Below are 23388 nucleotides of genomic sequence, written 5' to 3' on the forward strand. Positions count from 1 at the left end.
CATGAGGGCGTGATGACGAACATGAACCATCGGCGATCGTTCGCTGGGATCGTTGCCATCGGCGCGATCGTGCTCGCGGCCAGCGGCTGCACCAAAACGGTCGGTGGGACGGCGACCGCGGCGCCGGTGATTATCCAGTCGACCGAGGGGGAGACCGTCAAGGCTCCCGACGAGGACTACGTCTACGAGGACGGCACCACCGTGACCCTGACCGGGTACGACGCGGACCCCAACATGAGTGGACTCATCGGCGACGAGGTCGGCTTCACGATGAAGTTCACCGTCAAGAACGAATCCGAGACTGCGCTGGATCTCAGCAGCACAGCATCGGACACGGATGTGGAATGCCCGAACGGCGGCACCTATGTGTTCCCGAACCATGAGCTCGGCGGTCCGGAATCACTGCCCGCCGGAGACAGCGCGGACTACACCGTTGATTTGGCGCTGAAGCCGGAGAGTTTCAGTACGCCGTGCACGGTCACCTTCCCGTTCGCAACCGAGTCCGGTCCGGCGAGTTCGGTCGCGAGTTTCGAAATGGCTTTCGACGAGAACGGCGGCAACGACGAGGAGTAAGACCCGAGGGTCGCCGTCGGGAAGGTCGCACTGGCTGCGATGGTGCAGGCCCCTCGGGCCCGTTGTCGCAGCGTGGGGACTGAGTGCTGCCTTTCGATTGCGATGAGGTCGAGTTCGTCGCTCAGGTTGGGACCGGTGATGTCGCGTTCGACCAGACCCCCGGGACGATCCTGGCGATCTCCGATCGGTCTCCTGTCGGTCGCGGAATCGAACTGGGAGTCGACAGCCGAGACATGCCCGGAGCGTCCGCGGACCCGTGAGGTCGCGGCCGCGGACATCAGTGCGTTTGCGTCGGTGCCGTTGCGGCACCCACGCCATAGACGCTCCTTGGTCCGTCTACGCGGCCACGTCGGAAGTTGGGCATTAGGCTCATCGATCGTAGTCGCGGCTGGGCGTCAGCGCTACGTTCTGGGTGTTCCGGTCTGCCGGGGCATCCGACAGGTCGACCTGGATTGACCAGCAGGGATCAGGCTAGAGGCGCAGTCGCGAGAGTCCACGCTGCGTCGGTGCTGTGTTGGTACTACCGATGGCAGCGGGGACGCATAGGAGAATTGCGTGATCCCGCAGCGAGGCGTTGGTGAGACAGAACTGTCAGTACCCCACCCTGGTCGCGAGACTCAGGTGGGGTACTGACACGCACTCGCCGTTGGTGCGTGGAGCCCGTCCGGGCGGATGAGCCTAATTCTGTGTAGCGCGCGCTGTCCTGCGACTGGCCCGAAACCGAACATAGAGCACTGTCGTTCCGGTCGCGACGAGCAGAATCAGGGCCAGTTCAATCGGTCCGATAAGGCCAACGGTCGCCAGCAGAACCACCCCGAGAATGGCGGTGACGACGAAGACGATCGCTGCCAAGGCCGCTTCCTTCGCTTGGGTCTTGCTCATAACGCGCCCTCTTCTTGATCGTGACGGTTGGTTTTAGTTGACTATCCTCGTTAGCCTATGCCCGTAAACCCGCCATTCCAACCCCAGATTCCGCTGGCGTTTATGCGAACCCACGGATAGTCCGATTGAATGCAGCCCTGGCTACCTACACAGTTCTCCATATGGCCCTGTGCGAATGTTTCTCCGGTAACCTGACCCACTCCGGTGAACGTATTGGATACCAGCCCTCTGTAAAACATAAACGTAGTAACGTTGGTGACCCAACTTTGGCGATTTGTTATTGACGTAATTGAGGATCCGTTCCAGCACAGATTTGCTGAGTGATGGAAGGTGTACGCGGTCAGGCCGACGACAGTCTTCCCACTAACGGAGAACGACTGAGTCGCGCAACCCCCCGCCATGGGCGAGACACTGCTAGGTGTGATCGGCCCGAGAGTTTCTTCGACTGTATACACGCCCGGATCCAGCACCTGAGCGGCTAGTTCGGGAACAGCAAGCAGTGCCTCTCGCCCGGCGTCGCTGAGTTGCCCGGTGTCCTTGATTTCCTGGATCGCCGCCAGAGCATCTTGTTTCGTCGACGTCTCAGTGTCACTCGGTGAAGCAGATGCGACCTGGACGCTCGAAAAAAGGAGGGCTGCCGCCACAACGGCAGTGAGTATGCCTCGGATCGTGGTTTTCACGTAAAGTCCCATTTCGTCGATTCTCATCAGTTTCGTTCAATTACCTACCGGGCCTCGAGGCTGCGCTGGCCGGGATTACCGCGCCGAAATGGAAGTTACCTACACGCCTTAGGTGTGTCTAATCCGCGTCACACATCGGGTGGGGCCAGGTTGCGCCCCTGTAGAAAGGGGATGGTGATTCGGATGTCCTGACTTTAGGCAGGGTCGTGAGTAGCTGATGTGGTGTTCAGGGACGTTGTTCGGACGTGACTGCGACCCATGTGCCTGGTCAGCGATGTGCACACCTGCGCCTTGTGGCGCGACCGTACAGGCACGTATGCGCACGGCGCGACAAGCTGTGTTGGGCATTCAGCGTGGACGCAACGAGGCAGGACGTGCGATTAGGCGACTGCCAGCGGCGAACTGGAGTGGTCGCCAATGGGATCGGGTGGGCGATACTGGGTTCGAACCAGTGACCCCTTCGGTGTGAACGAAGTGCGCTACCGCTGCGCCAATCGCCCGGGTGTCGTGCGACCTAAGACGATACCAGTCGGGGTGCGCGGGAGGTGACGTGGGTCGTTAACGCCACATTGGTATCCAGGAGGGAATCCAGTCCGGCACGCCAGTGAAGTGCAAGGCAACGACCACGACGCCGTAGACGAACGCTGCGGTCAGCAGGCCGACGAGAATCCGTACCCACAATGCCTGCCGCCCGATCCAATGCATCCAGGCGAACACGTGCTTCTTCGTGAATTTCAGCAGGCGGTCGGCCCATGCGAACTCGGTCGCCAAAATCGCCAGTCCGGCGATCACCACGAGCCAGCCGGGCCCGGGGAACGGAATCATCACGATGCCGGCGCACAGGACGACGAAGCCCACCACGCCGACGCCGACCTTGTAGGTGTGTTTGAACTTCGGGTGGCTCCGTAGCCGATGACGTAAGCCGGTCTTCTCACCGGCAGGGGGAGCTGGCTCCACATTCTCGTCCGCTGCGGCGCTCAGGTTCTGGGGCACCGGCTGCTGGGGTGGCGTGTTGATGTCGTGGCTCCTCGTCGGCGGCGAATCGGGTCTCACTATCTGTAACGTTGCAGGAGCCAGCCACGCACCGCAACGTGCGAAAAGTGATCTAGATCCAAAACTAGACCCCGAACTTTGATGCGTCGTCTGAGTCGTGTAACGTTTCTTCTCGCTGCTGAAATACCGAGCAGCAACGCGGACGTGGCTCAGTTGGTAGAGCATCACCTTGCCAAGGTGAGGGTCGCGGGTTCGAATCCCGTCGTCCGCTCGCAAGACGCCGAGAACTTTTCAGCGTCGCACGCGGTGGCGTGGCCGAGAGGCGAGGCAACGGCCTGCAAAGCCGTGTACACGGGTTCAAATCCCGTCGCCACCTCCACGGCGAGATCGATAATTTCACATGGACTTGGGCGATTGGCGCAGCGGTAGCGCACTTCGTTGACATCGAAGGGGTCACTGGTTCGAACCCAGTATCGCCCACCAAGTAAGTAGCAGAACGATCCATCAAGGACCCGGCCCGAGGCCGGGTCCTTTCGCTTTCGCCTACATGGCGGCACAATCGCACGCAGCGGCCGGCGTCCGACGCCGACATCACGAGCGGTACGCCGCGTGCGAGGAGATGGAATGAAAATCGGTGGGATCACGATTGACCCGGTGCTGGATGGACATGGCATCGAGAACGGTGCACGGATTCTGGATCGTCCGGGAGTCGAGGACCCCTGGGCATGTCACCCGGACGTGCTCGATGCGCACGGCCGCATTGAAATGCCGATGGGCGGATTCCTGGTACGCACCGGTGACCGAGTTGTCTTGGTTGACACCGGCGTCGGTGCACTCGAACGCGAGGACCTCTTTGGCGGTGGACTGCTGAACTCGTTGGCCGACCTCGGCGTCCAACCCGGCGATATCACCGACGTGCTGTTCACCCACCTGCATTACGACCATGTCGGCTGGGCAGCCTCCAAAGGCAAGGTCGTCTTCGAGAACGCGACCTACCGCGCGCATGCCGCCGATTGGTCGTATTTCGTCACCGCCGATGATGCCGTGCCAGGCGCCGTCCGTAAGCTGTCGCCGATCGAGAACCAACTGGAGACGTTCGACTCCGAGCACACCGTCGCCCCCGGAATCGACGCGCGCCCAGCGGCGGGACACACCCCAGGGTCGACCGTGTTCATCATCTCGAGTGAAGGAGAACGCGCCCTGTTGATCGGCGATATCGCACATTCGGTGGTCGAACTGGCCGAACCGGACTGGGAAGCGGTGTACGACGTCGACAAGGAAGCCGCCAAAGCGGTACGCAACGCCGTCGCCAACGAGGCCCTCGACACCGACACGTACGTCGTCCCCGCACACTTCCCGAAGATGGCGTTCGGCCGGATCATCACCACGCCAGAAGGGCGCCGCTGGCGAGCCATCTAGCGCGGGGCGCAAACTGTGTGGCTGCGGTCGGTACGATCGGATGCGTTCCTATCGCGGCGTACGCCGCACACCGATCCTGCGCTACGGAGCCTTTCGTGTCATCTGCCGTCTTCTCGTCCCAGCCAGCCCCTCGCGTGAAGGTGCCTGCCGGGACATCGGCGCAGACCGTGGTGAACGAGGCGGGCTTCGATCAGAAGGGCGCGAAGGCCGCGATCGTCGTACGTGACGGTGCGGTACTGCGCGATCTGGCCTGGGTGCCGGAAGCCGACGCGGACGTCGAAGTGGTCCTCGCCGACACGCCCGACGGGCGCAACGTGATTCGGCATTCGACCGCGCATATCCTCGCGCAAGCCGTTCAGGCGATCAACCCGGACGCGAAACTCGGTATCGGTCCGCCGATCACCGACGGGTTCTACTACGACTTCTCGGTCGCCGAGCCGATCACGCCTGAGGACCTTCAGGCGATCGAGAAGCAGATGAAGAAGATCATCAAGTCGGGGCAGCGGTTCTCCCGGCGCAAGTTCGCCAGCCTTGCCGAGGCTCAGGCCGAACTCGCCGGCGAACCGTTCAAGATCGAGTTGATCACCGATAAGGGCACCGGTACCGATGCTGATGATGAAGTCATGGAAGTCGATGCCTCGGGCGAGTTGACGATCTATGACAACATCGCGATGCGCGGTGGTGAATGCGTCTGGGGCGATCTATGCCGCGGCCCGCACGTGCCGAGCACCCGCTACCTCGGATCCTTCAAGATCACCCGCTCCTCGGCGGCGTACTGGCGCGGGCAGGAGGGCAATGCCCAGTTGCAGCGGATCTACGGCACCGCATGGGAAAGCGCCGAAGCCCTCGCCGACTACCTGCATCGACTCGAGGAGGCCGAGAAGCGCGACCATCGTCGCGTCGGGGCCGAACTCGACCTGTTCTCCTTCCCCGACGAACTCGGGTCAGGGCTGCCGGTATTTCACCCCAAGGGCGGCGTGATTAAGCGCGAGATGGAGGACTATGTCCGCGCGCGCCACATTGAGGAAGGCTTCCAGTACGTCGGTACGCCGCACATCTCCAAGGACGGCCTTTTTCACACGTCCGGCCACCTGCCGTACTACGCCGACACGATGTTCCCGCCGCTGATTGTCGATGAGGAAATCGACGACGAAGGCAACGTCACCAAAGCGGGGCACGAGTATCGCCTGAAGGCGATGAACTGCCCGATGCACAATCTCATCTACCGCTCGCGCGGCCGTTCCTACCGTGAGCTACCGCTGCGGTTGTTCGAGTTCGGACACGTATATCGGTACGAGAAGTCCGGCGTCGTGCACGGTCTGACGCGTGTCCGCGGGTTTGCCCAGGACGACTCGCACTCATACGTAATGCCCGAGCAGGCGGCGGACGAAGTACGTCATTTGCTGGACTTCATCCTCGGGCTGCTGCGTGACTTCGGTCTGGACGACTTCTACCTGGAACTGTCGACGCGCGACGATTCCGATAAGTTCATCGGCTCGCAAGAGCAGTGGTCTGTCGCCACGACCGTGCTGGAGGACGTCGCGGGTGAGACCGGCCTCGAACTGGTCCCGGACCCCGGTGGTGCGGCGTACTACGGGCCAAAAATCTCGGTGCAAGCCCGCGACGCTATCGGCCGCTCATGGCAGATGTCCACGATCCAATACGACTTCAACCAGCCGGCCCGGTTCGAGTTGGAATACCAGGCGCCAGATGGCACGCGTCAACAGCCGGTGATGATCCACGCCGCAAAGTTCGGGTCGATCGAACGGTTCATGGGCGTGCTCGTCGAGCACTACGCCGGCGCATTCCCGGCTTGGCTGGCGCCGGTACAGGTCGTCGGCATTCCCATCTCAGGTGAGCAGGGCGACTACATACAGGACATCGTTAACCGGCTCGCGCGGGAAGGAATCCGGGCCGAGGCCGACCATTCCGATGACCGGATGCAGAAGAAGGTGCGCAACCACACGCTGCAGAAGATCCCGTTCATGCTGCTGGCCGGAGCGAAGGACGTCGACGCGAACGCGGTATCGTTCCGCTTCCGCGACGGTACGCAGCGCAACGGCGTACCGGTCGACGAAGCGATCGCCGACATCGTCGAGTGGGTGCGTTCGCGCCGCAACGCCGCACCGACCGCCGATACGCGCCGTGACCGTTCAGCCGATGCCGGCGCTGGTGGCTGACGATGCCTGAGATCCACGATCCGCAATCGGACGGCTTCGACCGGCTCTGGACCCCCTACCGGATGGCATACATCAAGGGTGAAGGTAAACCGAAGCATGCCGAGGACCTCGCGGGCTGCCCGTTCTGCGTGATCCCAGGCAAGACCGATACGGACGGTCTGGTCGTCGCGCGCGGTCGGTACGTGTACGCCGTACTCAACCTGTATCCGTACAACGCCGGGCATTTGCTCGTCGTCCCGTACCGACACGTGCCCGATTACACCGATATCGATGCCGACGAGACGGCCGAGTTCAGTGCGTTCACCCAGCACGCGATGCGCACCATCCGGGCCGTATCGGCACCGCACGGATTCAACCTCGGCATGAACCAGGGTGAGGTCAGTGGTGCCGGTATTGCGGCGCATTTGCACCAGCACGTCATCCCGCGGTGGGGCGGCGACACGAACTTCATGCCGGTCATCGCTTCGACCCGGGTCCTGCCGCAATTGCTCTCGGACACTCGCGAATTGCTCGCCGAGGCCTGGGTCGCCGAGCCGTACGCTGGCGGCTGATGCTCAACGACTCTCCGGCGCGCGACTTTTTCGGGCGCATCTTCAAGCCCATAGGTGAGGCACTCGGTTCGGCCGGTGTCCATCCGAACGTCGTCACTATCGTCGGCACGCTCGGCACCATCGCCGGCTCGGTGCTGCTGGTCGGCAACGGACACCTGTTCGCCGGCTGCATGGCCATCACCTTCTTCGTGTTCCTGGACCTGCTTGATGGTGCGATGGCACGCGCCACCGGCAAGGTCTCTAAGTTCGGCGCAGTGCTGGATGCGACCGGTGACCGTCTGTCGGACGCCGCGATCTTCGGCGCGCTCGCCTTCTGGTTTGGCCTCAGCCATCCGGACGGGTGGATGATTGCCGCCTCGTTGCTCGCGCTCGTACTGGGCCAGGCGACGTCGTACGTCAAGGCTCGCGCCGAGGGCGTCGGGCTGACCAGCAACGTCGGCATCGCCGAGCGTGCGGAGCGACTGATCATCGTGTTGGTGGGGATCGGTTTGGATGGCCTGGGCGTGCCGTACGTGCTCGCCGTCGCCCTGTGGGTGCTGGTGGTGATCTCGGCGTACACGGTGTGGCAGCGCCTGCGCACCGTCTATGTTCAGTCGGCCGCCGAACTCATGACCGATAGCCGGGACGAATCGGCGGGTGCGGCGTGACGGAGCTGCCGCAGGCCGGCACCCCGACCGCCGGAGTGCAATCAACACTGAGTGCGCGGTGGGCCGCGATCAGACCGCGGATAATCGACAGGGCCTTTGCGGCGGGTTGGTCTGTGCTACCTAGGGTCCCCGAACGGGTCGCGGGTGCCGCATTCGATGCGGTGGGCACAGTCAGCGCAATGTGGCCGGGTGCGTACGCCCAGTTGCGCGCGAATCTGCGCGAGGTCGTCGGACCGTCGTACTCGGCAAAACAACTCGATGCGCTGACTCGCCGATCGGTACGTTCCTACACGCGCTACTGGCGCGAGGTCTTTCAGTTGCCGGGAATGGATCCGGCCGACGTCGGGCGACGAACGGAGTACCTCGGCGGTGAGCACGTCGACCGTGCGATGCACGGCGGACGTGGCGTGGTGATCGCGCTGACACACTCGGGAAACTGGGACGCTGCCGCCGTGCAGTTGTGTCAGGTGCGCGGATATGCGATGACGTCCGTGGCCGAGCGGTTGAAACCGGAATCGCTGTACGAGCGGTTCAAGCGCTTTCGGGAGTCGTTGGGGATGACCGTCGTGCCGTTGACCGGGGGACCCGAGCCGTCGGTCGTCGCGTTGAAGCGCGCGCTGAACGAGGGACAGCAGGTGACCCTGCTCGCCGATCGTGACTTGCAGGCCAACGGTATTCCCGTGCAGTTGTGCGGGCGGCGTACCACGATGCCGACCGGGCCGGGCCTGATGGCTTTGCAGACCGGATCGGCATTGTTGCCGCTGGAGCTGGGGTACACCGAGACCGGGTGGCGGATGAGATTCCATCCCGAGATCGAGATGCCTACCGACGGACGGTTGCGCGAGCGCGTGACTCACGGGATGACCGCCCTGGCGGAGATCTTCACCGACGTGATCCGGCGAAATCCGCAGGACTGGCACATGTTGCAGAAGATCTGGCCGGACGTATGAGTGATGCGCCGCTACGTATCGGCATGGTCTCGCCGTATTCCTGGGATGTGCCAGGCGGCGTTCAGTTCCACATTCGCGACCTCGCGCAGACGCTGCTACGACAGGGCCATTATGTATCGGTACTGACACCGGTGCAGCGTGCGCGCGATCTGCCACCGTACGTCGTCGACGCGGGCAGGGCAGTACCGATCCGCTACAACGGATCGGTGGCGCGGATCCAGTTCGGCCCGGTCTCCGGAGCGCGGGTCCGGTCGTGGCTCGCCGACGGAGCGTTCGACGTCGTGCACGTGCACGAACCGCAGACGCCGAGTTTGTCGCTGTTGACGTGCATGATGGCAACGACACCCATCGTGTGCACGGTGCACGCGGCGACGGAGCGTTCGCGTTGGCTGGCGGCTACCCAAGCGCTGCTCCAGCCATTCCTGGAACGCATTTCAGGGCGGATCGCGGTCTCGGAGTTGGCGCGGCGCCTGCAGGTTGAGCATCTCGGCGGAGATGCGGTGTTGATTCCGAACGGCGTTTTCGTGGACGATTTCGCGCAGGCGACCTGTTTGACGGAGTACGCCGACGCGCACCCGGCGGTGGGGTTCCTGGGACGTTTCGACGAACCGCGGAAGGGACTGCAGGTACTGATCCCGGCGATGGAGCGCGTCGTTGAAGCGGTGCCTGAGGTGCGGTTACTGATCGCTGGGCGCGGAAACGAACAGCAACTGCGTGACGAATTACCACTGACCCTCATCGATCGCGTCGAAGTCCTCGGTCCGCTTTCCGAGGAGGACAAAGCACGGTTCTTGCGGAGCCTGGACGTGTACTGCGCCCCGAACACCGGCGGCGAGTCGTTCGGCATCATCCTCACCGAGGCGATGGCGGCGCAGGCCCCCGTCGTCGCCAGCGATATCGATGCCTTTCGGCGGGTGCTGGCCGACGGTGCTGCCGGAGTGCTGACCGCAGTCGGCGATTCGCGTTCGCTCGCCGACGGCATCATCCACGCGCTGACAGATAGCGACGCAACGGCGGCGCGTCGACGTAGCGCGTCGCGCATCGTGCGGCAGTACGACTGGTCGGTGGTCGCCGAGCGCGTGCTCGGCGTCTACCACGCGGTCATTGCTTCGTAGCCGCGCAGCGCTGCGTCACCGATGTCCGGCGTCGACTCGCGTACCGTGAAACTGTGCTGTGGTTGATACTCGGACTCGTCGTCCTCGTACTGCTCGCGGTCTGGGTCACCTGGACAGCGATGCGAATCGACCGTCTGCATGCCCGCGTGACGGCGGCCTGGCGAAGCCTAGACGCACAGTTGGTGCAACGCTCGAGCGAATTAATGGCCATTCAGGCCGGCGGCGATCCGGATCCGCCCGATATCGCCACCGGATTCATTGCTCCGTCGGCACACAGTCCCATCGACGCCGCGGCGGCGTTGAAAGACAAAGAACTCCCCGCCACCCGTCCGATCTCCGCGAGCGAGGTGGAGGCTGCCGCACAGCGGGATGGGATCGCCTCGGACGTGGCCAGTTACGAGCGCGCCGCACGCGAGAACCGGATCGGTGCCGAGATTGCCGCATTGCCCGAGGCCGAGACGCATGATCAACTGCGGCGCGCCTGTACACAGGTGCAGACCGCCCGCACGTTCTACAACGACGCGGTACGGGCGTACGGCTCGTTGCGCGCGCAGCGGCTGCCCCGGCTGTTTCGGATGGGCGCATCGGACCCCGTTCCGCCGTACTTCGATATCGACGACAGTCCCGGGACCGGGCACGTGCCGGGGGACTAGAATTACCGGCACACCATCAACTTTCGTCCCGATGAGGAACCTGTGTCCAACAACGATTCCGAGAACGTGCAGACCACCGCGAGCGAAACCGGCACCGACCGGGTGAAGCGCGGTATGGCGCAGATGCTCAAGGGCGGCGTCATCATGGACGTTGTCACCCCCGAGCAGGCGAAGATCGCCGAGGACGCCGGCGCCGTCGCAGTAATGGCGCTCGAGCGCGTTCCGGCGGACATTCGCGCGCAGGGCGGAGTGTCACGGATGAGCGACCCGGACATGATCGACGGCATCATCGAGGCCGTCTCGATCCCGGTGATGGCGAAGGCGCGCATCGGTCATTTCGTTGAGGCGCAGGTGTTGCAGGCCCTCGGCGTCGATTACATCGATGAGTCGGAGGTCCTCACCCCAGCCGATTACACCAACCACATCGACAAGTGGCAGTTCACCGTGCCCTTCGTGTGCGGCGCGACCAACCTGGGCGAGGCGCTGCGTCGCATCACCGAGGGTGCGGCGATGATCCGTTCCAAAGGCGAGGCCGGCACCGGCGATGTGTCGAACGCGACGACCCACATGCGCACGATCAGCGGTGAGATCCGTCGGCTCTCCTCGATGCGGGAGGACGAACTGTACGTCGCCGCGAAGGAACTCCAAGCGCCGTACGAGTTGGTTGCAGAGGTCGCGCGCGCCGGAAAGCTGCCCGTCGTTATGTTCACCGCCGGCGGGATTGCCACCCCCGCGGATGCCGCGATGATGATGCAACTCGGCGCGGACGGCGTGTTCGTCGGTTCGGGCATCTTCAAGTCGGGCAACCCGGCGCAGCGCGCGGAGGCCATCGTCAAGGCGACGACGTTCTTCGACGATCCGGACACGCTCGCGAACGTGTCCCGCGGGCTCGGGGAAGCGATGGTCGGCATCAACGTCGAGGAGATCCCGCAGCCGCACCGGCTCGCCGAACGCGGCTGGTAACCCGGCAGCGGGGACGGCGCTCCCGAGCCGTTCTCGGCATCCAGAGCGGTTCTCGGCATCCAGAGTGGTTCTCGGCATCCAGAGTGGTTCTCGGCATCCAGAGTGGGGAAATTTCCCCACTCTGGATGGCTTTCTCCGCCGTCGCCGGCTTGGCCCACTTTCGGCGGCCGGCGGCTGGGCGCGACCGGTGCGGCCTCGAGCCCAATTCCCACAACGCCGACCGCGAACCATCGAACCCATCCGCGCAGGCGGACCGAAGATGCTAACCGGGCAGCGATAGAACTAGTGTGGGCCTCGTGTCCTCCCCAGCGCTGACGTCCAGCACGACCCCGACCCACACTCGCGCGTTCGCGCTGTTTTCTCGCGTGATCGCCTGCACCATAGCGATGGCGGCCATCATCGTGTTTCCCTCGCCACCGGCGGCACACGCCGAGACAGGCGATCGGATCACGTCGTACGACATTCAGTACGTCGTGGACGCCGACGGATCGGTGCACGTCACCGAGACCATCGATTACCAATTCGCCAGCTACGGGCGGCACGGCATCTTCCGTTGGTTGCAGTATCGCGGCGCCGCTGGCGAAGAGCAGGACCGGCTGTACGACATCAGCGAGTTCTCCGTGAGCAGCCCGACCGGGGCCTCGACGCGCACGCAACTCGAACAGCAGGTGGGTGAGGACGGCCGCAGCAGGTACGACGTGTATCAGATCGGGTCATCCAATGAGACCGTCGATGAATCCGAAACCTACGTCCTGACGTACACCATCGACGGCGCATTGAATCCCCAGGACGGCGAGGACACCGAGTTCTACTGGAACGCGACCGGAAACGAGTGGGACGCCGCGATCGATCAGGTCACCATCAGCGTCGAGGTACCCGACGGGCCTACCAAAGTCGCGTGCTGGGCGGGTCCGGCCGGCACCTCTGACCTCTGTGACAACGCGAGTATCGAGGGCGGTGCGGCCATCTTCGAGCACACATCGAGTAGTTACGGCAGCAACTGGGGCGTCACCATCGACGTGGGTATCAATGCCGACGCGGTCGATGCCGCCCCGGTTTTCGTCGATCGGCCCACCTGGGCGAATCAGAACGGGTTTACGCCATTGCCGATGACGCTCGGCGGCGTTGCGCTGATCGGCCTGTCAGTATTCGGCTGGCGCCTGCGGTTACGTAGCCGTGATCGTCGGTTCGCGAATGTGCCGCCCGGGGTCATCCCGGACAACCCGGGCACCCGCGTCGCCGGAATCGGTTCGGGCGCGAAGGTCGTTGCCGACGATCTCTCCATCGAACCGCCGGTCGCGTTCTCGCCGCCACGCGGTATCAGCCCGGCACAGGCGAGTTATCTACGTCGCCCTGGCCACGACCCCGATCAACTGGCAGCCACAATCTTGGACCTCGCGCACCGTGGAGTGTTGCGCATCGTGGGCGACGAGTACGGCGACAGCCGCCGAGTCGAGCTGCAATCGCGCGGTCGGCTGGAGCATCCGCATGAGCAGGCATTCGTGGATAACCTGTTCGCCGACGGTACGTCGGTCTCGCTGACCAAAGATGTGCCGCCGGGCGTCACACCGCCGCTGCACCGGCCGAACGATCGGTTGCGGGCCGCGCTGGCCAGTGATGTCAAACGACGTAAGTGGTTCGTCGCAGAACTCGGTGGCGCTCGCAAGAGCCTGCGCGCGCTCGGCTGGCTTCTGGCCATCGGTGGAATCGCTGTACTGCTGTACACGACGTATCAGTTCGAAACCGAGTCCACCGGCTCCGGGTTCGGCATCTGGGGTCTGGTCGCGCTACTTGCCGGCCCCATCCTGATCTGGATGTCGAAGCGCGGTCGTGGCCAGGGACGCACGGCGATGGGGCGTGCGGTCATGGATCAGGTCGATGGTTTCGAGACATATCTGCGGACTGCTGAGGCCGACCAGTTGCGCTTCGAGGAAGGCGAAGACATCTTCTCGAAGTATCTGCCGTGGGCGGTCGCATTCGACGTCACCGAACGCTGGAGCCGGATCTGCGCTGACCTGAGCGCGCGAGGGCTGATTCCAGCCCAACCCGTGTGGTATTCGGGCAGATGGGACGGTCTGCATACCTACCTGTGGGTCTCATCCTTCAACCACCACATCAACTCCGCGGCGAGTGCACCCGCACCGACGCCGTCCACCCTTGGATCCAGCGGTGGTTTCTCCGGCGGCGGGTTCGGTGGTTTCTCCGGTGGCAGCGGATTCGGCGGTGGCGGTTTCTCCGGCGGCGGTGGCGGCGGCGGGGGAGGCGGCTCCTGGTGATCGGGTCAGCCCGCGTCGAGTCGTAGGATCGGCGCACACCCCTATCGTCGTTGGAAGGCGTCTCACCCATGACCGAGCAGATCATTCCCGCCGAACGTGGCCACAGCCCGTGGGACTATTCAGGCGTGACGCGGGGCCCGGACGGGATCGCCCGGTACGACGATCTGCCGCTCTCGCTCGTGCATATGCTGCAGAACGTCACGCGAGCCACTCCCGACGTCGAGGCGCTGGTCGAGGTTGGCGGCGAACGCTTGACCTACCGCGACCTGTGGGACCGATCCGCCCGGGTAGCCGGCGGACTGCGCGCGGCCGGTGTGAAGCGCGGCGATCGCGCCGCGATCCTCAAGCCCGCCGGCAACGAGTGGGTGATCGCATTCTGGGGCACGCTGATGGCCGGCGCGGTCGTCGTTCCGGTGAACACTCGATTCGCTCCACCAGAGGTCGAGTACGTCGTGAACGACAGCGGCGCGGCGTACATCTTTGACGCTGAGGGCGCGCTGCCGGACGGCGAGGCATATCTGGCCGATGGGATCGAACAGCAGGATCTGGCCGCGATCTTTTACACCAGTGGTACCACCGGACGTCCGAAGGGAGCCCTCACCTCGCATGAGGCGTTCCTGACCAACTGCGAGAACATGTGCCGTTGCACCGGGTTGGACCGCAACGCCGGTGAAGAGTTCCGCACCCTCATCTCCGTACCGTTGTTCCACGTCACCGGCTGCAACAGCCAACTACTGATCGCGGCGTACGTCGGCGGCGCCAGCGTGATCCTGCCCAAGCTGGACGTCAAGCAACTACTGGGTTTGATTAGCGAAGAGCGGATCAGCAGCATGACGACCGTTCCGGCCATCTACAAACTGATCATGCTCAACCCGGATCGGACGAACTACGACCTCTCGGGCGTGCGATGGGTCGGGTACGGCGGCGCGGCGATTCCCCCCTCGCTGGTGCATGAGTTGCAAGCGACGTTCCCGAAGGCCGTGTTGAAGAACGGCTTCGGAATGACGGAGTCCGCGTCCTTGATGACCGTCTTGTCGGGCGAGTACGCGGCCAAGCATGCTGACTCGGTCGGCTTCGCATGCCCAGTGATCGATCTGGCGATCGACCTTCCCGATGAGGTCAGCGGCGTCGGCGAACTGCTCGCGCGCGGCCCGAACATCACCTCGGGCTACTGGAACAAACCGGACGCGACGCTCGACGCGTTCGAGGACGAGTGGTTACGCACCGGCGATCTCGCGCGCATCGACGAGAAGACAGGTCTGGTGTACCTCGCCGATCGCGCCAAGGACATGATCAACCGTGGTGGCGAAAACGTGTACAGCGTCGAAGTTGAGAACGCGCTCGCCGCGATCGACGGCATTGCCGAATCCGCTGTCGTCGCCGTTCCGGACAACGTGATGGGCGAGAAGGTCGGTGCGGTGATCGTGCCGACACCGGGGGCCGATCTTGATCCCGAGCACATTGTCGAGCAGTTGCAGGGCAAGCTCGCAGACTTCAAGATCCCGCAATTCATCCACCTGACGACCGATGCGTTGCCGAGGAACCCAGGAGGCAAGGTGCTCAAGCCGGCGCTACGCGCCGAGACTCAATGGGGCGCCCCGCTTCGGTAGGTGCGTAGCAATCGCTGCTATACAACAGAATTGAGAACTCATGAGTTCACCGACTATTGGTGTTCTTGCCCTGCAAGGTGACGTTGCCGAGCACCGCGGGGCGCTGCAGCGGGCAGGTGCCCAGGTTGTTGCCGTACGACGCCCGAACCAACTCGCCGGACTTGATGGAATCTTGCTGCCGGGTGGTGAGTCGACCACGATCGACAAATTGCTGAGGGCCTTCGGGCTGATGGATCCGCTGCGCACGGCTATCCGGGGCGGTTTGCCGGCGTACGGCTCGTGTGCCGGAATGATTCTGCTGGCCGATCGTCTCGTCGACGGACGATCGGATCAGCAGACGATTGGCGGGATCGATATGACCGTGCGTCGCAACGCGTTCGGCAGGCAGGTCGACTCGTTCGAGTCGACGGTGCATATGCCGCTCGTGGGCGATTCGCCGATGCGGGCAGTGTTCATTCGCGCGCCGTGGGTGGAGGCGACCGGCGAGGGGGTCGAGATCCTCGGTCGTGTCGAAGATGGCCCGGCAGCCGGTAGAATCGTCGCCGTACGGCAGGGCAACATCATCGCGACGTCATTTCACCCGGAGGTCACCGCTGACTTTCGGGTGCATGACGCATTTGTCGACCTCGTCAGGTTGAGCGCGGCGTCGTAGTCTGGTCGCCAGATCACAGCGCAGTACGAAGGAAAGAGGACGTATCGAATGAGTGGGCATTCCAAATGGGCCACCACCAAGCACAAGAAGGCGGTGATCGACGCCAAGCGCGGCAAGTTGTTTGCCAAGCTCGTCAAGAACGTTGAAGTCGCAGCACGCACTGGCGGCGGCGACCCTGATGGAAACCCGACGCTCTACGATGCGATCACCAAGGCCAAGAAGAACTCGGTCCCGAACGACAACATCGAACGCGCTCGCAAGCGCGGTGCCGGCGAAGAAGCAGGCGGCGCCGACTGGCAGACCATCATGTACGAGGGTTACGGCCCCAATGGTGTCGCGATGATGATCGAGTGTCTTACCGACAACAAGAACCGCGCGGCGATGGAAGTGCGCACCACGATGACCCGCAACGGTGGCCAGATGGCCGACCCGGGGTCAGTTGCGTACATGTTCGCCCGCAAGGGCGTAGTGATCGTGCCGAAGAACGAGCTCAGCGAGGACGACGTCCTCGAGGTCGTACTCGAGTCGGGTGCCGAAGAAGTCAATGACCTCGGCGAGTCCTTCGAAGTTGTCAGCGAGGCCACCGACCTGGTGAACGTGCGTTCGTCGCTGCAGGCAGCGGGATACGACTACGATTCGGCCGAATCTAGCTTCCTACCGAGCGTCAACGTGCCGTTGGACGCCGAGGCCGCGCAGAAAGTGTTCAAACTCGTCGACGCGCTCGAGGACTGCGATGACGTACAGAACATCTGGGCCAACTTCGATGTCTCCGACGAGATCATGGCCGAGCTCGACGCGTCATAGATCCACCCCCGATCGCCCGGCGTGTGCTGTCAGCGCATGACCGGGCGATCGCCTACTCTCGACCTCGAACAGGTGTGCGAGGGTTGAGGGGCGCGGATGAGGGTACTCGGGGTCGACCCTGGACTGACCAGGTGCGGATTCGGGGTCGTGGAAGGACGACCTGGTAAGCCGCTCATCCATCTGTACCACTCGGTGGAGCGAACCCCGACCACGCTGGAAGTCGCCGAGCGACTCCTACTGTTATCGCGCGCCATTCAGCACCACATCGAGGTCTATCGGCCAGCGGCGGTGGCGGTCGAGCGAGTCTTCAGCCAACACAACACGCGGACCGTGATGGGCGTCGCCCAGGCCGCAGGCGTAGCGATGCTGCGCGCCGCAGAAGCCGACATCCCGGTAGCGCTCTACACGCCCTCCGAGGTCAAGGCCGCCGTCACCGGCTCTGGGCGCGCCGATAAGGCCCAGGTGCAGCTGATGATTACCCGCATCCTGCGACTCCAAACCGCGCCGAAACCCGCCGACGCCGCCGATGCATTAGCTATCGCGAGCTGCCACATTTGGCGCGGCGGCACCGCTGACAAACTTGCCGCCGCCGTGGCGTCGGCCCACCGAAAGGTGACCCGATGATCGCGAGCGTGCATGGCCTCGTGCGCAGTCTCGGACCCAGTTCAGCAGTCGTTGAGGTCGGCGGGGTGGGAATGCTGGTGCAGTGCACACCAGGCACGCTGGCGCGACTGCAGGTGGGGGAGCAGGCCAACATCTCCACCAGCCTGGTCGTCCGCGAAGATTCGCTCACGCTCTTCGGCTTCGCTACCGACGACGAACGGGAATTGTTCGAGTTGTTGCAGACCGCCAGCGGTATCGGCCCCAAGGTCGCGCAGGCCGTGCTGGGAACACTCTCGCCACGGGATGTGCGCGCGGCGATCGCGCTCGCTGATATCGCGGTCCTGACCAGAGTGCCGGGGATCGGCAAGAAGGGCGCCGAGCGAATGGTGCTGGACCTTCGCGACAAGGTCAGCATGCTGCCGGAATCCGGCGACCCTCTGGTGCCGCTGCCGGCCGAGGTCGCGCCGGTGGCGCCGTGGCGCGATCAGTTGCTGGGAGCGCTGACGGGGCTCGGATGGTCTTCCGCCGAGGCTGAGGACGCGATCGCGGTGGTTGAACCAACCGCCGACGCTGCGATGGAAACTGAAGGCAGGGTGGAGGTCAGCGCGCTGCTGCGACTCGCGCTTCGAGCACTGAGCAAATGACAACGTCGAAGGACCGACAACTAGGCATACTGGACTCTGATGACTGATCACCCCGATGAGCTGCCGCAGCTCGTATCGCCGTACGCCGACATCGACGAACGTGATGTCGAGACGTCGCTTCGACCGGCGGTCCTGCAAGAGTTCATCGGTCAGGTCCGCGTTCGCGAACAACTTGGCGTCGTACTAGATAGCGCGAAGGCGCGTAACCAACCGCCGGATCACATCCTGCTGTCCGGCCCACCAGGGCTGGGCAAGACCAGTCTGGCGATGATCATCGCCGCCGAACTAGGTGCGGCGATCCGGGTAACCAGCGGGCCGGCGATTCAGCGTGCTGGTGACCTCGCTGCGATGCTGTCGACGTTGGAGCCCGGCGATGTGCTGTTCATCGACGAGATCCATCGAATCGCTCGACCCGCTGAGGAGATGCTCTATATCGCGATGGAGGATTTCCGGGTCGATGTAGTTGTCGGTAAAGGGCCCGGCGCCACCGCGATCCCGCTGGACGTCGCACCGTTCACCCTCGTGGGCGCCACGACCCGCTCCGGCCTGTTGACCGGTCCATTACGAGACCGCTTCGGCTTCGTCGGACATATGGACTTCTACGAGGACGACGAACTCGAACGGGTGATCACCCGCAGCGCGGACCTGCTACAGATCCCGATGGAGTCCGCCGGCGCCGCCGAAATTGCCCGGCGGAGCCGCGGCACGCCGCGTATCGCCAATCGGTTGTTGCGCCGCGCGCGCGACTTCGCGCAGGTCCGCGCGGACGGGCACCTCACCCGCGAGGTGGCGCGCGCCGCACTCGATGTGTACGACGTGGACGAAATAGGGCTCGACCGGCTTGACCGGATGGTGATCGAGGCATTGGTACGTCAGTTCAACGGTGGCCCGGTCGGCGTCTCAACCCTTGCGCTGGCAGTAGGCGAGGAGATGCAGACCGTCGAGGAGGTCGCCGAGCCATTTTTGGTCCGCGCTGGCCTGCTGGCTCGAACCCCACGAGGGCGGATCGCGACCCGTTCGGGGTGGGAACATGTGGGGGTCGCCATGCCGAATGATGAATCCGCGCTGTTCTAGCTGTTACCGATGTGGCTTAGACTAGGAAATCGGCGCATCCTGGCCTGGGCGGTTCTCCCAGATGGATGCCGCCAACGTAGACCATCCACGCTAGGAAGCTCCTGTGTATCTCGCCGCCGACGGACAGTCCGGACTCGCTTCGAACCTGACTCTGCTCCTGCCCCTCCTGCTCATCGCCGGAATGATCTTTCTGATGATGCGCGGCCGAAAGAAGCAGGCTGCACAGCAGGCCGCGATGGTGACTCAGCTGGTCCCCGGTACGCGGGTACTGCTGGGCAGCGGTTTCTTCGGCACAATCCAGTCCGTTGACGACGATCGCGCTGACGTAGAAATCGCCCCCGGCGTCGTCACCACGGTGCTCACCCGCGCGATCTTGCGAATCGACCGTAGCGAGTCGCTGCCCGGCGACGATGTTATTGGCCGTGACGAACCACCGGCCTCCCCAATCGACGAGCGCTGAGCCCTGACCTAACGAAAGGGCACCAGTCTCTTGGCACGACCACACGGTTATATGCCGGTGGCGCGATACTTCCTCGCGCTGATGGCTCTTCTCGCTGCGCTGTACGCCGGTGTGTTTCTCGGCGGCGATAGCAACACGCCCAAACTAGGCCTGGACCTACGCGGCGGCACCACCGTCACCCTGCGGGCACTGACCGAGGACGGCGATGCGCCGCGCTCGGAAGATCTCGAGGTCGCTCGCGGCATTATCGAAGACCGCGTGAATGGGCTGGGCGTCGCGTCAGCCGAGGTGACCACCGAAGGCGATCGCAATATCGTGATCTCGGTCCCCGGTGCCGGCGGCGAACAGGTGCAACAGCTCGGCGCTACCGCGCTGCTGGAGATGCGCTCCGTCGTGCAGGTCTTGGCGCCTGATTCGACCGAACAGAGCGACGAATCCGATGCCGCTGCAACCGCATCGGGCTCTGAGGCTTCCGCATCCGATGAATCGGCGTCCAACGAATCGGAGGCCGCATCCTCCGAACCGTCGCAGGCCGACGCCTCTTCCTCGCCGGCGCCCGAATCGTCAGAGGCACCCTCCTCCGAGGCGCCCGCGTCGGGCAGCGCCGACGACGTCCCCGACGCAGGTGACGTCGTCGACGAGGACAGCAACACTCAGACGATCAACCAGGGTGCCGACACGCAGGAGGGTGCGCTGGCCATCGCGCCGGAACTCGACTGCGCGAAGGTGAACGTCGACGCGACTCGTCCGAAGGCCGACCAGTTCATGGTCGCGTGTGGTGATTCCGGCGAGAAGTACATCCTGGGGCCGGTAATTTTCGAAGGCACCCAGATCACTGACGCTGGCGCGGGGTACGACACCCAAACCGGTCAGGGATGGGTCGTATCGCTCGACCTCAACAATGAAGCGCGCGGAACGTGGGCCGACTACACCGGCGCCAACATCGGCAAGCAGACCGCGTTCGTGCTTGACCAGCGTGTGCTCACCGCGCCGACGATCAACAACCGGATCGACGGCACGACCCAGATCACTGGCCAGTTCAATCAGGAGTCGGCGACCAACCTCGCTAATTCGTTGAAGTATGGCGCGTTGCCACTGAGCTTCACCCAGTCCGAGGCGCGACAGGTGTCGGCCACGCTGGGTCTAGAACAGCTCGAGGCCGGTCTGTTGGCCGGCGGTATCGGACTCGCGCTGGTCGTGGTCTTCTGTCTGGCCTACTACCGCCTGCTCGGATTACTGACCGTCGCGAGCCTGGTCGTCTCCGGTGTCCTGGTGTACGCCGTACTGGTGTTGCTCTCGCGGGGTATAGGGCTCACCCTGACGTTGTCGGGAATCGCCGGCTTTATCGTCGCAATCGGCATCACGGCGGACTCGTTCGTCGTGTACTTCGAGAGACTTAAGGACGAGGTACGCGAGGGCAGAACCATGCGCTCCGCGGTCCCGCGGGCGTGGGCGCGTGCTCGTAAGACGATTCTGTCCGCCGACGCCGTCAGCTTCCTGGCAGCGCTGATCCTGTATCTGATGACCGTGGGCGAGGTGCGTGGCTTCGCCTTCACGCTCGGCCTGTCGACGATCCTCGACCTGCTGGTTGTCTTCCTCTTCACGCATCCGTTGATGTCGTGGCTGTCGAGATTCTCGATCTTCTCCTCGCCGATCATTTCCGGACTCGGGCATGCCGTGCCTAGCGGCCGTGTCGCCACTGAGCACCGCACCAGCAAGGACGCCGCCAAGGAGCGCGCTGCCGCCCGCCGGGCCGCCGCGCGTGAGAAACAAGAAGCTGACGCGGCGACCGAGGAGCCGACATGAGCGACGCGCAATCAACGCGGGACGACGGCGCCGTGACGTCGAAAGCCAGGAACAGTTTCTCGCACCGGCTGTACACCGGCGAGTCTGGGTACGACTTCGTCGGTAAGCGCAAGATCTCCTATGTGGTCTCGATCCTGCTCGTGGTCGCGACGTTCGGGTTGCTGTTTACCAAGGGCCTCACCTTCGGTATCGACTTCGCCGGCGGCAATACTTTCGAGGTGCCCGCGCCGGCGGACGAACAGGATGAGGCCGAGGATGTCGTCCAGCAGGGTCTTGACGAGGCCAACGCGGACCGCTCCAGCAGCGATGAGCAGGCCGAAATCGCCACTACGCAGGTCGTCGGTTCCGGTAGCAGCACCTCGATCCTGGTTAAGACGAGTGCGATTGATCCCGAATACACCTCAGCGATCCGAGTGTCCCTGGCCGAGGAGTTCCGGCCAGAGATCGAGAACCGGCTGACCGCCAACGGCACCGAAATAACGGACGAGTCAGTCCTCGCTCAGGTCAGCGCGCAGTCGATCGCGCCCACCTGGGGAGACGACGTCTCGCGACAGGCGATCATCGCTCTTATCGTCTTCCTCATCGTGGTGTCGGTGTTCTTGAGGTTCAGGTATCAATGGGGTCTGGTCGTTGGAGCAATGGCCGCACTGCTGCACGATCTGGTGATCAGTGCCGGTGTGTACGCGCTGGTGGGATTCGAAGTCACACCGGCAACCGTGATCGGCCTGCTGACGATCCTTGGTTTCTCGCTGTACGACACGGTGGTGGTCTTCGACAAAGTCGACGAGAACACCCGGCCCCTGCTGGCCGGGAGCAGGATGACGTTCTCGGAAGCGGCTAATCTCGCCATCAATCAGACGCTGATGCGCTCGATCAACACCTCCGTGATCTCGCTGCTACCGGTGGCGGCGTTGCTGTTCGTCGGTGCCGGGCTCCTGGGTGCCGGCACCCTCAAAGACCTCGCGCTCGTGCTGCTGATCGGTATGGCGGCCGGTATCTACTCGTCGGTGTTCCTCGCCGCACCGATCGCGGCTGAGTTCGCCGAGCGCAAGCCGGAGTACATCGAACTTGCTCGCAAGGTGAAGGCGCGGCGCGCACGTAAGGCGAAGCCTGCTGCGCCGGGCGCCGGTGCCGACGCTGAGGCCGGCGAGGCTGAGCCCAGCGCCGCTCAGTCCAGCACGGCTGAGTCCAGCGCCGCGGCGCCGCGCTCGGTCGTCAAGCGGACGGCAGGCTCCGCGCCCAAGCCCGGCGCGAAACCACAGCGGGACCGGAAGAAGGGGCGATGACCGCACGCCGGTTGGAGCAGGTAGTTCGCGAGAACTGCACCGAGACGCTTAACTTCCCATCCGAGGGTGTGCTGTTTCGCGACTTCACCGACTTGTTTGCCAACGGGCCCGCGTTCGCCGAAACCGTCGATCTGATGTGTTCGGTGATCGAGGAGAAGGGCGGAATTGATCTCGTCGCCGGGATCGAGGCACGCGGATTTCTGTTGTGTGCTGCGCTGGGGTATCGCCTGGGTGCTGGCGTGTTGCCGATTCGCAAAGCCGGCAAGTTGCCGTCGCCGACGGTGACGCAGTCCTACTCGCTGGAGTACGGCGAGGCGACGATCGAAATTCGCGAAGGAATGGTGCATCCCGGATCGCGGATCCTGCTGGTCGATGACGTGCTCGCGACCGGCGGAACAATGGTCGCGGCGGCGACGTTATTACGTGGTCTGGGCGCCGAGATCGTCGACTCGTGGGTGTTGCTGGAGATCGCTGCTTTGGGCGGGGCAACATTCCTGCGTGAGCACGGCGTGCCTTTCAACGCGGCCTGGAGAGCATAGGTCGTAGACTGATCCCCCAGCAACACGG

Annotated in this window: 24 protein-coding genes and 4 tRNA genes; 24 read left to right on the forward strand and 4 right to left on the reverse strand. The window is 63.8% G+C overall.

Annotated elements, in window-relative coordinates; translation table 11 throughout:
• Positions 1-12 precede the first annotated feature (12 nt).
• Positions 13-573 (forward strand): hypothetical protein, encoded by a 561-nt coding sequence (locus E1H16_RS07060; protein WP_134323017.1) that lies wholly within the window; start codon positions 13-15, stop codon positions 571-573.
• A gap of 83 nt (positions 574-656) precedes the next feature.
• Positions 657-833, forward strand: a complete 177-nt coding sequence (locus E1H16_RS18370) for a hypothetical protein (protein WP_166741657.1) — start codon at positions 657-659, stop codon at positions 831-833.
• Between the two features lie 418 nt (positions 834-1251).
• Here E1H16_RS18370 and E1H16_RS07065 read toward each other — a convergent pair whose 3' ends face one another.
• The 4 genes from E1H16_RS07065 to E1H16_RS07080 all read right to left on the reverse strand — a co-directional run bounded on the left by E1H16_RS07065 (position 1252) and on the right by E1H16_RS07080 (position 3188).
• Entirely contained in the window at positions 1252-1455 is a 204-nt protein-coding gene (locus E1H16_RS07065) for a hypothetical protein (RefSeq protein WP_134323018.1), read from the reverse strand.
• Between the two features lie 50 nt (positions 1456-1505).
• A complete protein-coding gene (locus tag E1H16_RS07070) occupies positions 1506-2162 on the reverse strand; it encodes a hypothetical protein (protein WP_134323019.1) in 657 nt (218 codons plus the stop codon).
• A 401-nt stretch (positions 2163-2563) separates the two neighbouring features.
• Positions 2564-2635: transfer RNA gene (locus E1H16_RS07075), tRNA-Val, on the reverse strand.
• A 58-nt stretch (positions 2636-2693) separates the two neighbouring features.
• Complete coding sequence (locus E1H16_RS07080; protein WP_166741658.1) at positions 2694-3188, reverse strand: TIGR02611 family protein; 495 nt, start codon at positions 3186-3188, stop codon at positions 2694-2696.
• A gap of 138 nt (positions 3189-3326) precedes the next feature.
• Between E1H16_RS07080 and E1H16_RS07085 the strand changes: the two genes are divergently transcribed.
• The 22 genes from E1H16_RS07085 to E1H16_RS07190 all read left to right on the forward strand — a co-directional run bounded on the left by E1H16_RS07085 (position 3327) and on the right by E1H16_RS07190 (position 23360).
• A tRNA-Gly gene (locus tag E1H16_RS07085) sits at positions 3327-3399 on the forward strand.
• Positions 3400-3433: 34 nt separating this feature from the next.
• Positions 3434-3507: transfer RNA gene (locus E1H16_RS07090), tRNA-Cys, on the forward strand.
• Between the two features lie 29 nt (positions 3508-3536).
• Positions 3537-3611: transfer RNA gene (locus tag E1H16_RS07095), tRNA-Val, on the forward strand.
• 141 nt (positions 3612-3752) lie between these two features.
• Entirely contained in the window at positions 3753-4547 is a 795-nt protein-coding gene (locus E1H16_RS07100; protein ID WP_134323021.1) for an MBL fold metallo-hydrolase, read from the forward strand.
• Between the two features lie 95 nt (positions 4548-4642).
• Positions 4643-6727 (forward strand): threonine--tRNA ligase, encoded by a 2085-nt coding sequence (gene thrS / locus E1H16_RS07105; RefSeq protein ID WP_134323022.1) that lies wholly within the window; start codon positions 4643-4645, stop codon positions 6725-6727.
• A 2-nt stretch (positions 6728-6729) separates the two neighbouring features.
• Entirely contained in the window at positions 6730-7278 is a 549-nt protein-coding gene (locus E1H16_RS07110) for an HIT family protein (RefSeq protein ID WP_134323023.1), read from the forward strand.
• A complete protein-coding gene (gene pgsA, locus E1H16_RS07115) occupies positions 7278-7925 on the forward strand; it encodes a phosphatidylinositol phosphate synthase (RefSeq protein ID WP_134323024.1) in 648 nt (215 codons plus the stop codon). Before E1H16_RS07110 ends, pgsA begins: the two co-directional genes overlap by 1 nt.
• Before the next feature lie 35 nt (positions 7926-7960).
• Positions 7961-8875, forward strand: a complete 915-nt coding sequence (locus E1H16_RS07120) for a phosphatidylinositol mannoside acyltransferase (RefSeq protein WP_279586367.1) — start codon at positions 7961-7963, stop codon at positions 8873-8875.
• The gene (locus E1H16_RS07125) at positions 8872-9990 is read left to right on the forward strand and encodes a glycosyltransferase family 4 protein (RefSeq protein ID WP_134323026.1); all 1119 of its coding nucleotides are present in this window, start codon (positions 8872-8874) and stop codon (positions 9988-9990) included. Before E1H16_RS07120 ends, E1H16_RS07125 begins: the two co-directional genes overlap by 4 nt.
• A gap of 53 nt (positions 9991-10043) precedes the next feature.
• Positions 10044-10643: a hypothetical protein gene (locus tag E1H16_RS07130; protein ID WP_134323027.1), complete on the forward strand. Its 600-nt coding sequence runs from the start codon at positions 10044-10046 to the stop codon at positions 10641-10643.
• Between the two features lie 42 nt (positions 10644-10685).
• A complete protein-coding gene (pdxS, locus tag E1H16_RS07135; RefSeq protein ID WP_208378909.1) occupies positions 10686-11606 on the forward strand; it encodes a pyridoxal 5'-phosphate synthase lyase subunit PdxS in 921 nt (306 codons plus the stop codon).
• Positions 11607-11902: 296 nt separating this feature from the next.
• Positions 11903-13882, forward strand: coding sequence for a DUF2207 domain-containing protein (locus tag E1H16_RS07140; RefSeq protein WP_134323028.1), 1980 nt, complete (start codon positions 11903-11905; stop codon positions 13880-13882).
• 68 nt (positions 13883-13950) lie between these two features.
• Positions 13951-15492: a class I adenylate-forming enzyme family protein gene (locus tag E1H16_RS07145; RefSeq protein WP_208378910.1), complete on the forward strand. Its 1542-nt coding sequence runs from the start codon at positions 13951-13953 to the stop codon at positions 15490-15492.
• Between the two features lie 40 nt (positions 15493-15532).
• A complete protein-coding gene (gene pdxT, locus E1H16_RS07150) occupies positions 15533-16144 on the forward strand; it encodes a pyridoxal 5'-phosphate synthase glutaminase subunit PdxT (protein ID WP_134323029.1) in 612 nt (203 codons plus the stop codon).
• A 48-nt stretch (positions 16145-16192) separates the two neighbouring features.
• Complete coding sequence (locus E1H16_RS07155) at positions 16193-16948, forward strand: YebC/PmpR family DNA-binding transcriptional regulator (RefSeq protein WP_134323030.1); 756 nt, start codon at positions 16193-16195, stop codon at positions 16946-16948.
• A gap of 96 nt (positions 16949-17044) precedes the next feature.
• Positions 17045-17572 (forward strand): crossover junction endodeoxyribonuclease RuvC, encoded by a 528-nt coding sequence (gene ruvC / locus E1H16_RS07160; RefSeq protein ID WP_134323031.1) that lies wholly within the window; start codon positions 17045-17047, stop codon positions 17570-17572.
• Positions 17569-18195, forward strand: a complete 627-nt coding sequence (gene ruvA, locus E1H16_RS07165) for a Holliday junction branch migration protein RuvA (RefSeq protein WP_134323032.1) — start codon at positions 17569-17571, stop codon at positions 18193-18195. Before ruvC ends, ruvA begins: the two co-directional genes overlap by 4 nt.
• A 39-nt stretch (positions 18196-18234) precedes the next feature.
• On the forward strand, positions 18235-19269 hold the full coding sequence (ruvB, locus tag E1H16_RS07170) for a Holliday junction branch migration DNA helicase RuvB (RefSeq protein ID WP_134323033.1): 1035 nt from the start codon (positions 18235-18237) through the stop codon (positions 19267-19269).
• 103 nt (positions 19270-19372) lie between these two features.
• On the forward strand, positions 19373-19729 hold the full coding sequence (gene yajC / locus E1H16_RS07175) for a preprotein translocase subunit YajC (protein WP_134323034.1): 357 nt from the start codon (positions 19373-19375) through the stop codon (positions 19727-19729).
• A 30-nt stretch (positions 19730-19759) separates the two neighbouring features.
• Positions 19760-21535, forward strand: coding sequence for a protein translocase subunit SecD (secD, locus tag E1H16_RS07180; RefSeq protein WP_208378911.1), 1776 nt, complete (start codon positions 19760-19762; stop codon positions 21533-21535).
• On the forward strand, positions 21532-22821 hold the full coding sequence (secF, locus tag E1H16_RS07185) for a protein translocase subunit SecF (protein WP_134323035.1): 1290 nt from the start codon (positions 21532-21534) through the stop codon (positions 22819-22821). Before secD ends, secF begins: the two co-directional genes overlap by 4 nt.
• A complete protein-coding gene (locus E1H16_RS07190; RefSeq protein WP_134323036.1) occupies positions 22818-23360 on the forward strand; it encodes an adenine phosphoribosyltransferase in 543 nt (180 codons plus the stop codon). The genes secF and E1H16_RS07190 overlap by 4 nt, the downstream gene beginning before the upstream one ends.
• The last annotated feature ends 28 nt before the right edge of the window (positions 23361-23388 follow it).

Source organism: Cumulibacter soli (genome assembly GCF_004382795.1).
GTDB classification, from domain to species: domain Bacteria; phylum Actinomycetota; class Actinomycetes; order Mycobacteriales; family Antricoccaceae; genus Cumulibacter; species Cumulibacter soli.

Excerpts from the sequence above, each read along its gene's own strand:
- E1H16_RS07060 (WP_134323017.1), top strand. The coding sequence starts at position 13 with ATGACGAACATGAACCATCGGCGATCGTTCGCTGGGATCGTTGCCATC.
- E1H16_RS07065 (WP_134323018.1), bottom strand. The coding sequence starts at position 1,455 with ATGAGCAAGACCCAAGCGAAGGAAGCGGCCTTGGCAGCGATCGTCTTC.
- E1H16_RS07070 (WP_134323019.1), bottom strand. The coding sequence starts at position 2,162 with ATGAGAATCGACGAAATGGGACTTTACGTGAAAACCACGATCCGAGGC.
- E1H16_RS07100 (WP_134323021.1), top strand. The coding sequence starts at position 3,753 with ATGAAAATCGGTGGGATCACGATTGACCCGGTGCTGGATGGACATGGC.
- E1H16_RS07110 (WP_134323023.1), top strand. The coding sequence starts at position 6,730 with ATGCCTGAGATCCACGATCCGCAATCGGACGGCTTCGACCGGCTCTGG.
- pgsA (WP_134323024.1), top strand. The coding sequence starts at position 7,278 with ATGCTCAACGACTCTCCGGCGCGCGACTTTTTCGGGCGCATCTTCAAG.
- E1H16_RS07125 (WP_134323026.1), top strand. The coding sequence starts at position 8,872 with ATGAGTGATGCGCCGCTACGTATCGGCATGGTCTCGCCGTATTCCTGG.
- E1H16_RS07145 (WP_208378910.1), top strand. The coding sequence starts at position 13,951 with ATGACCGAGCAGATCATTCCCGCCGAACGTGGCCACAGCCCGTGGGAC.
- pdxT (WP_134323029.1), top strand. The coding sequence starts at position 15,533 with ATGAGTTCACCGACTATTGGTGTTCTTGCCCTGCAAGGTGACGTTGCC.
- E1H16_RS07155 (WP_134323030.1), top strand. The coding sequence starts at position 16,193 with ATGAGTGGGCATTCCAAATGGGCCACCACCAAGCACAAGAAGGCGGTG.
- ruvC (WP_134323031.1), top strand. The coding sequence starts at position 17,045 with ATGAGGGTACTCGGGGTCGACCCTGGACTGACCAGGTGCGGATTCGGG.
- ruvA (WP_134323032.1), top strand. The coding sequence starts at position 17,569 with ATGATCGCGAGCGTGCATGGCCTCGTGCGCAGTCTCGGACCCAGTTCA.
- ruvB (WP_134323033.1), top strand. The coding sequence starts at position 18,235 with ATGACTGATCACCCCGATGAGCTGCCGCAGCTCGTATCGCCGTACGCC.
- secF (WP_134323035.1), top strand. The coding sequence starts at position 21,532 with ATGAGCGACGCGCAATCAACGCGGGACGACGGCGCCGTGACGTCGAAA.
- E1H16_RS07190 (WP_134323036.1), top strand. The coding sequence starts at position 22,818 with ATGACCGCACGCCGGTTGGAGCAGGTAGTTCGCGAGAACTGCACCGAG.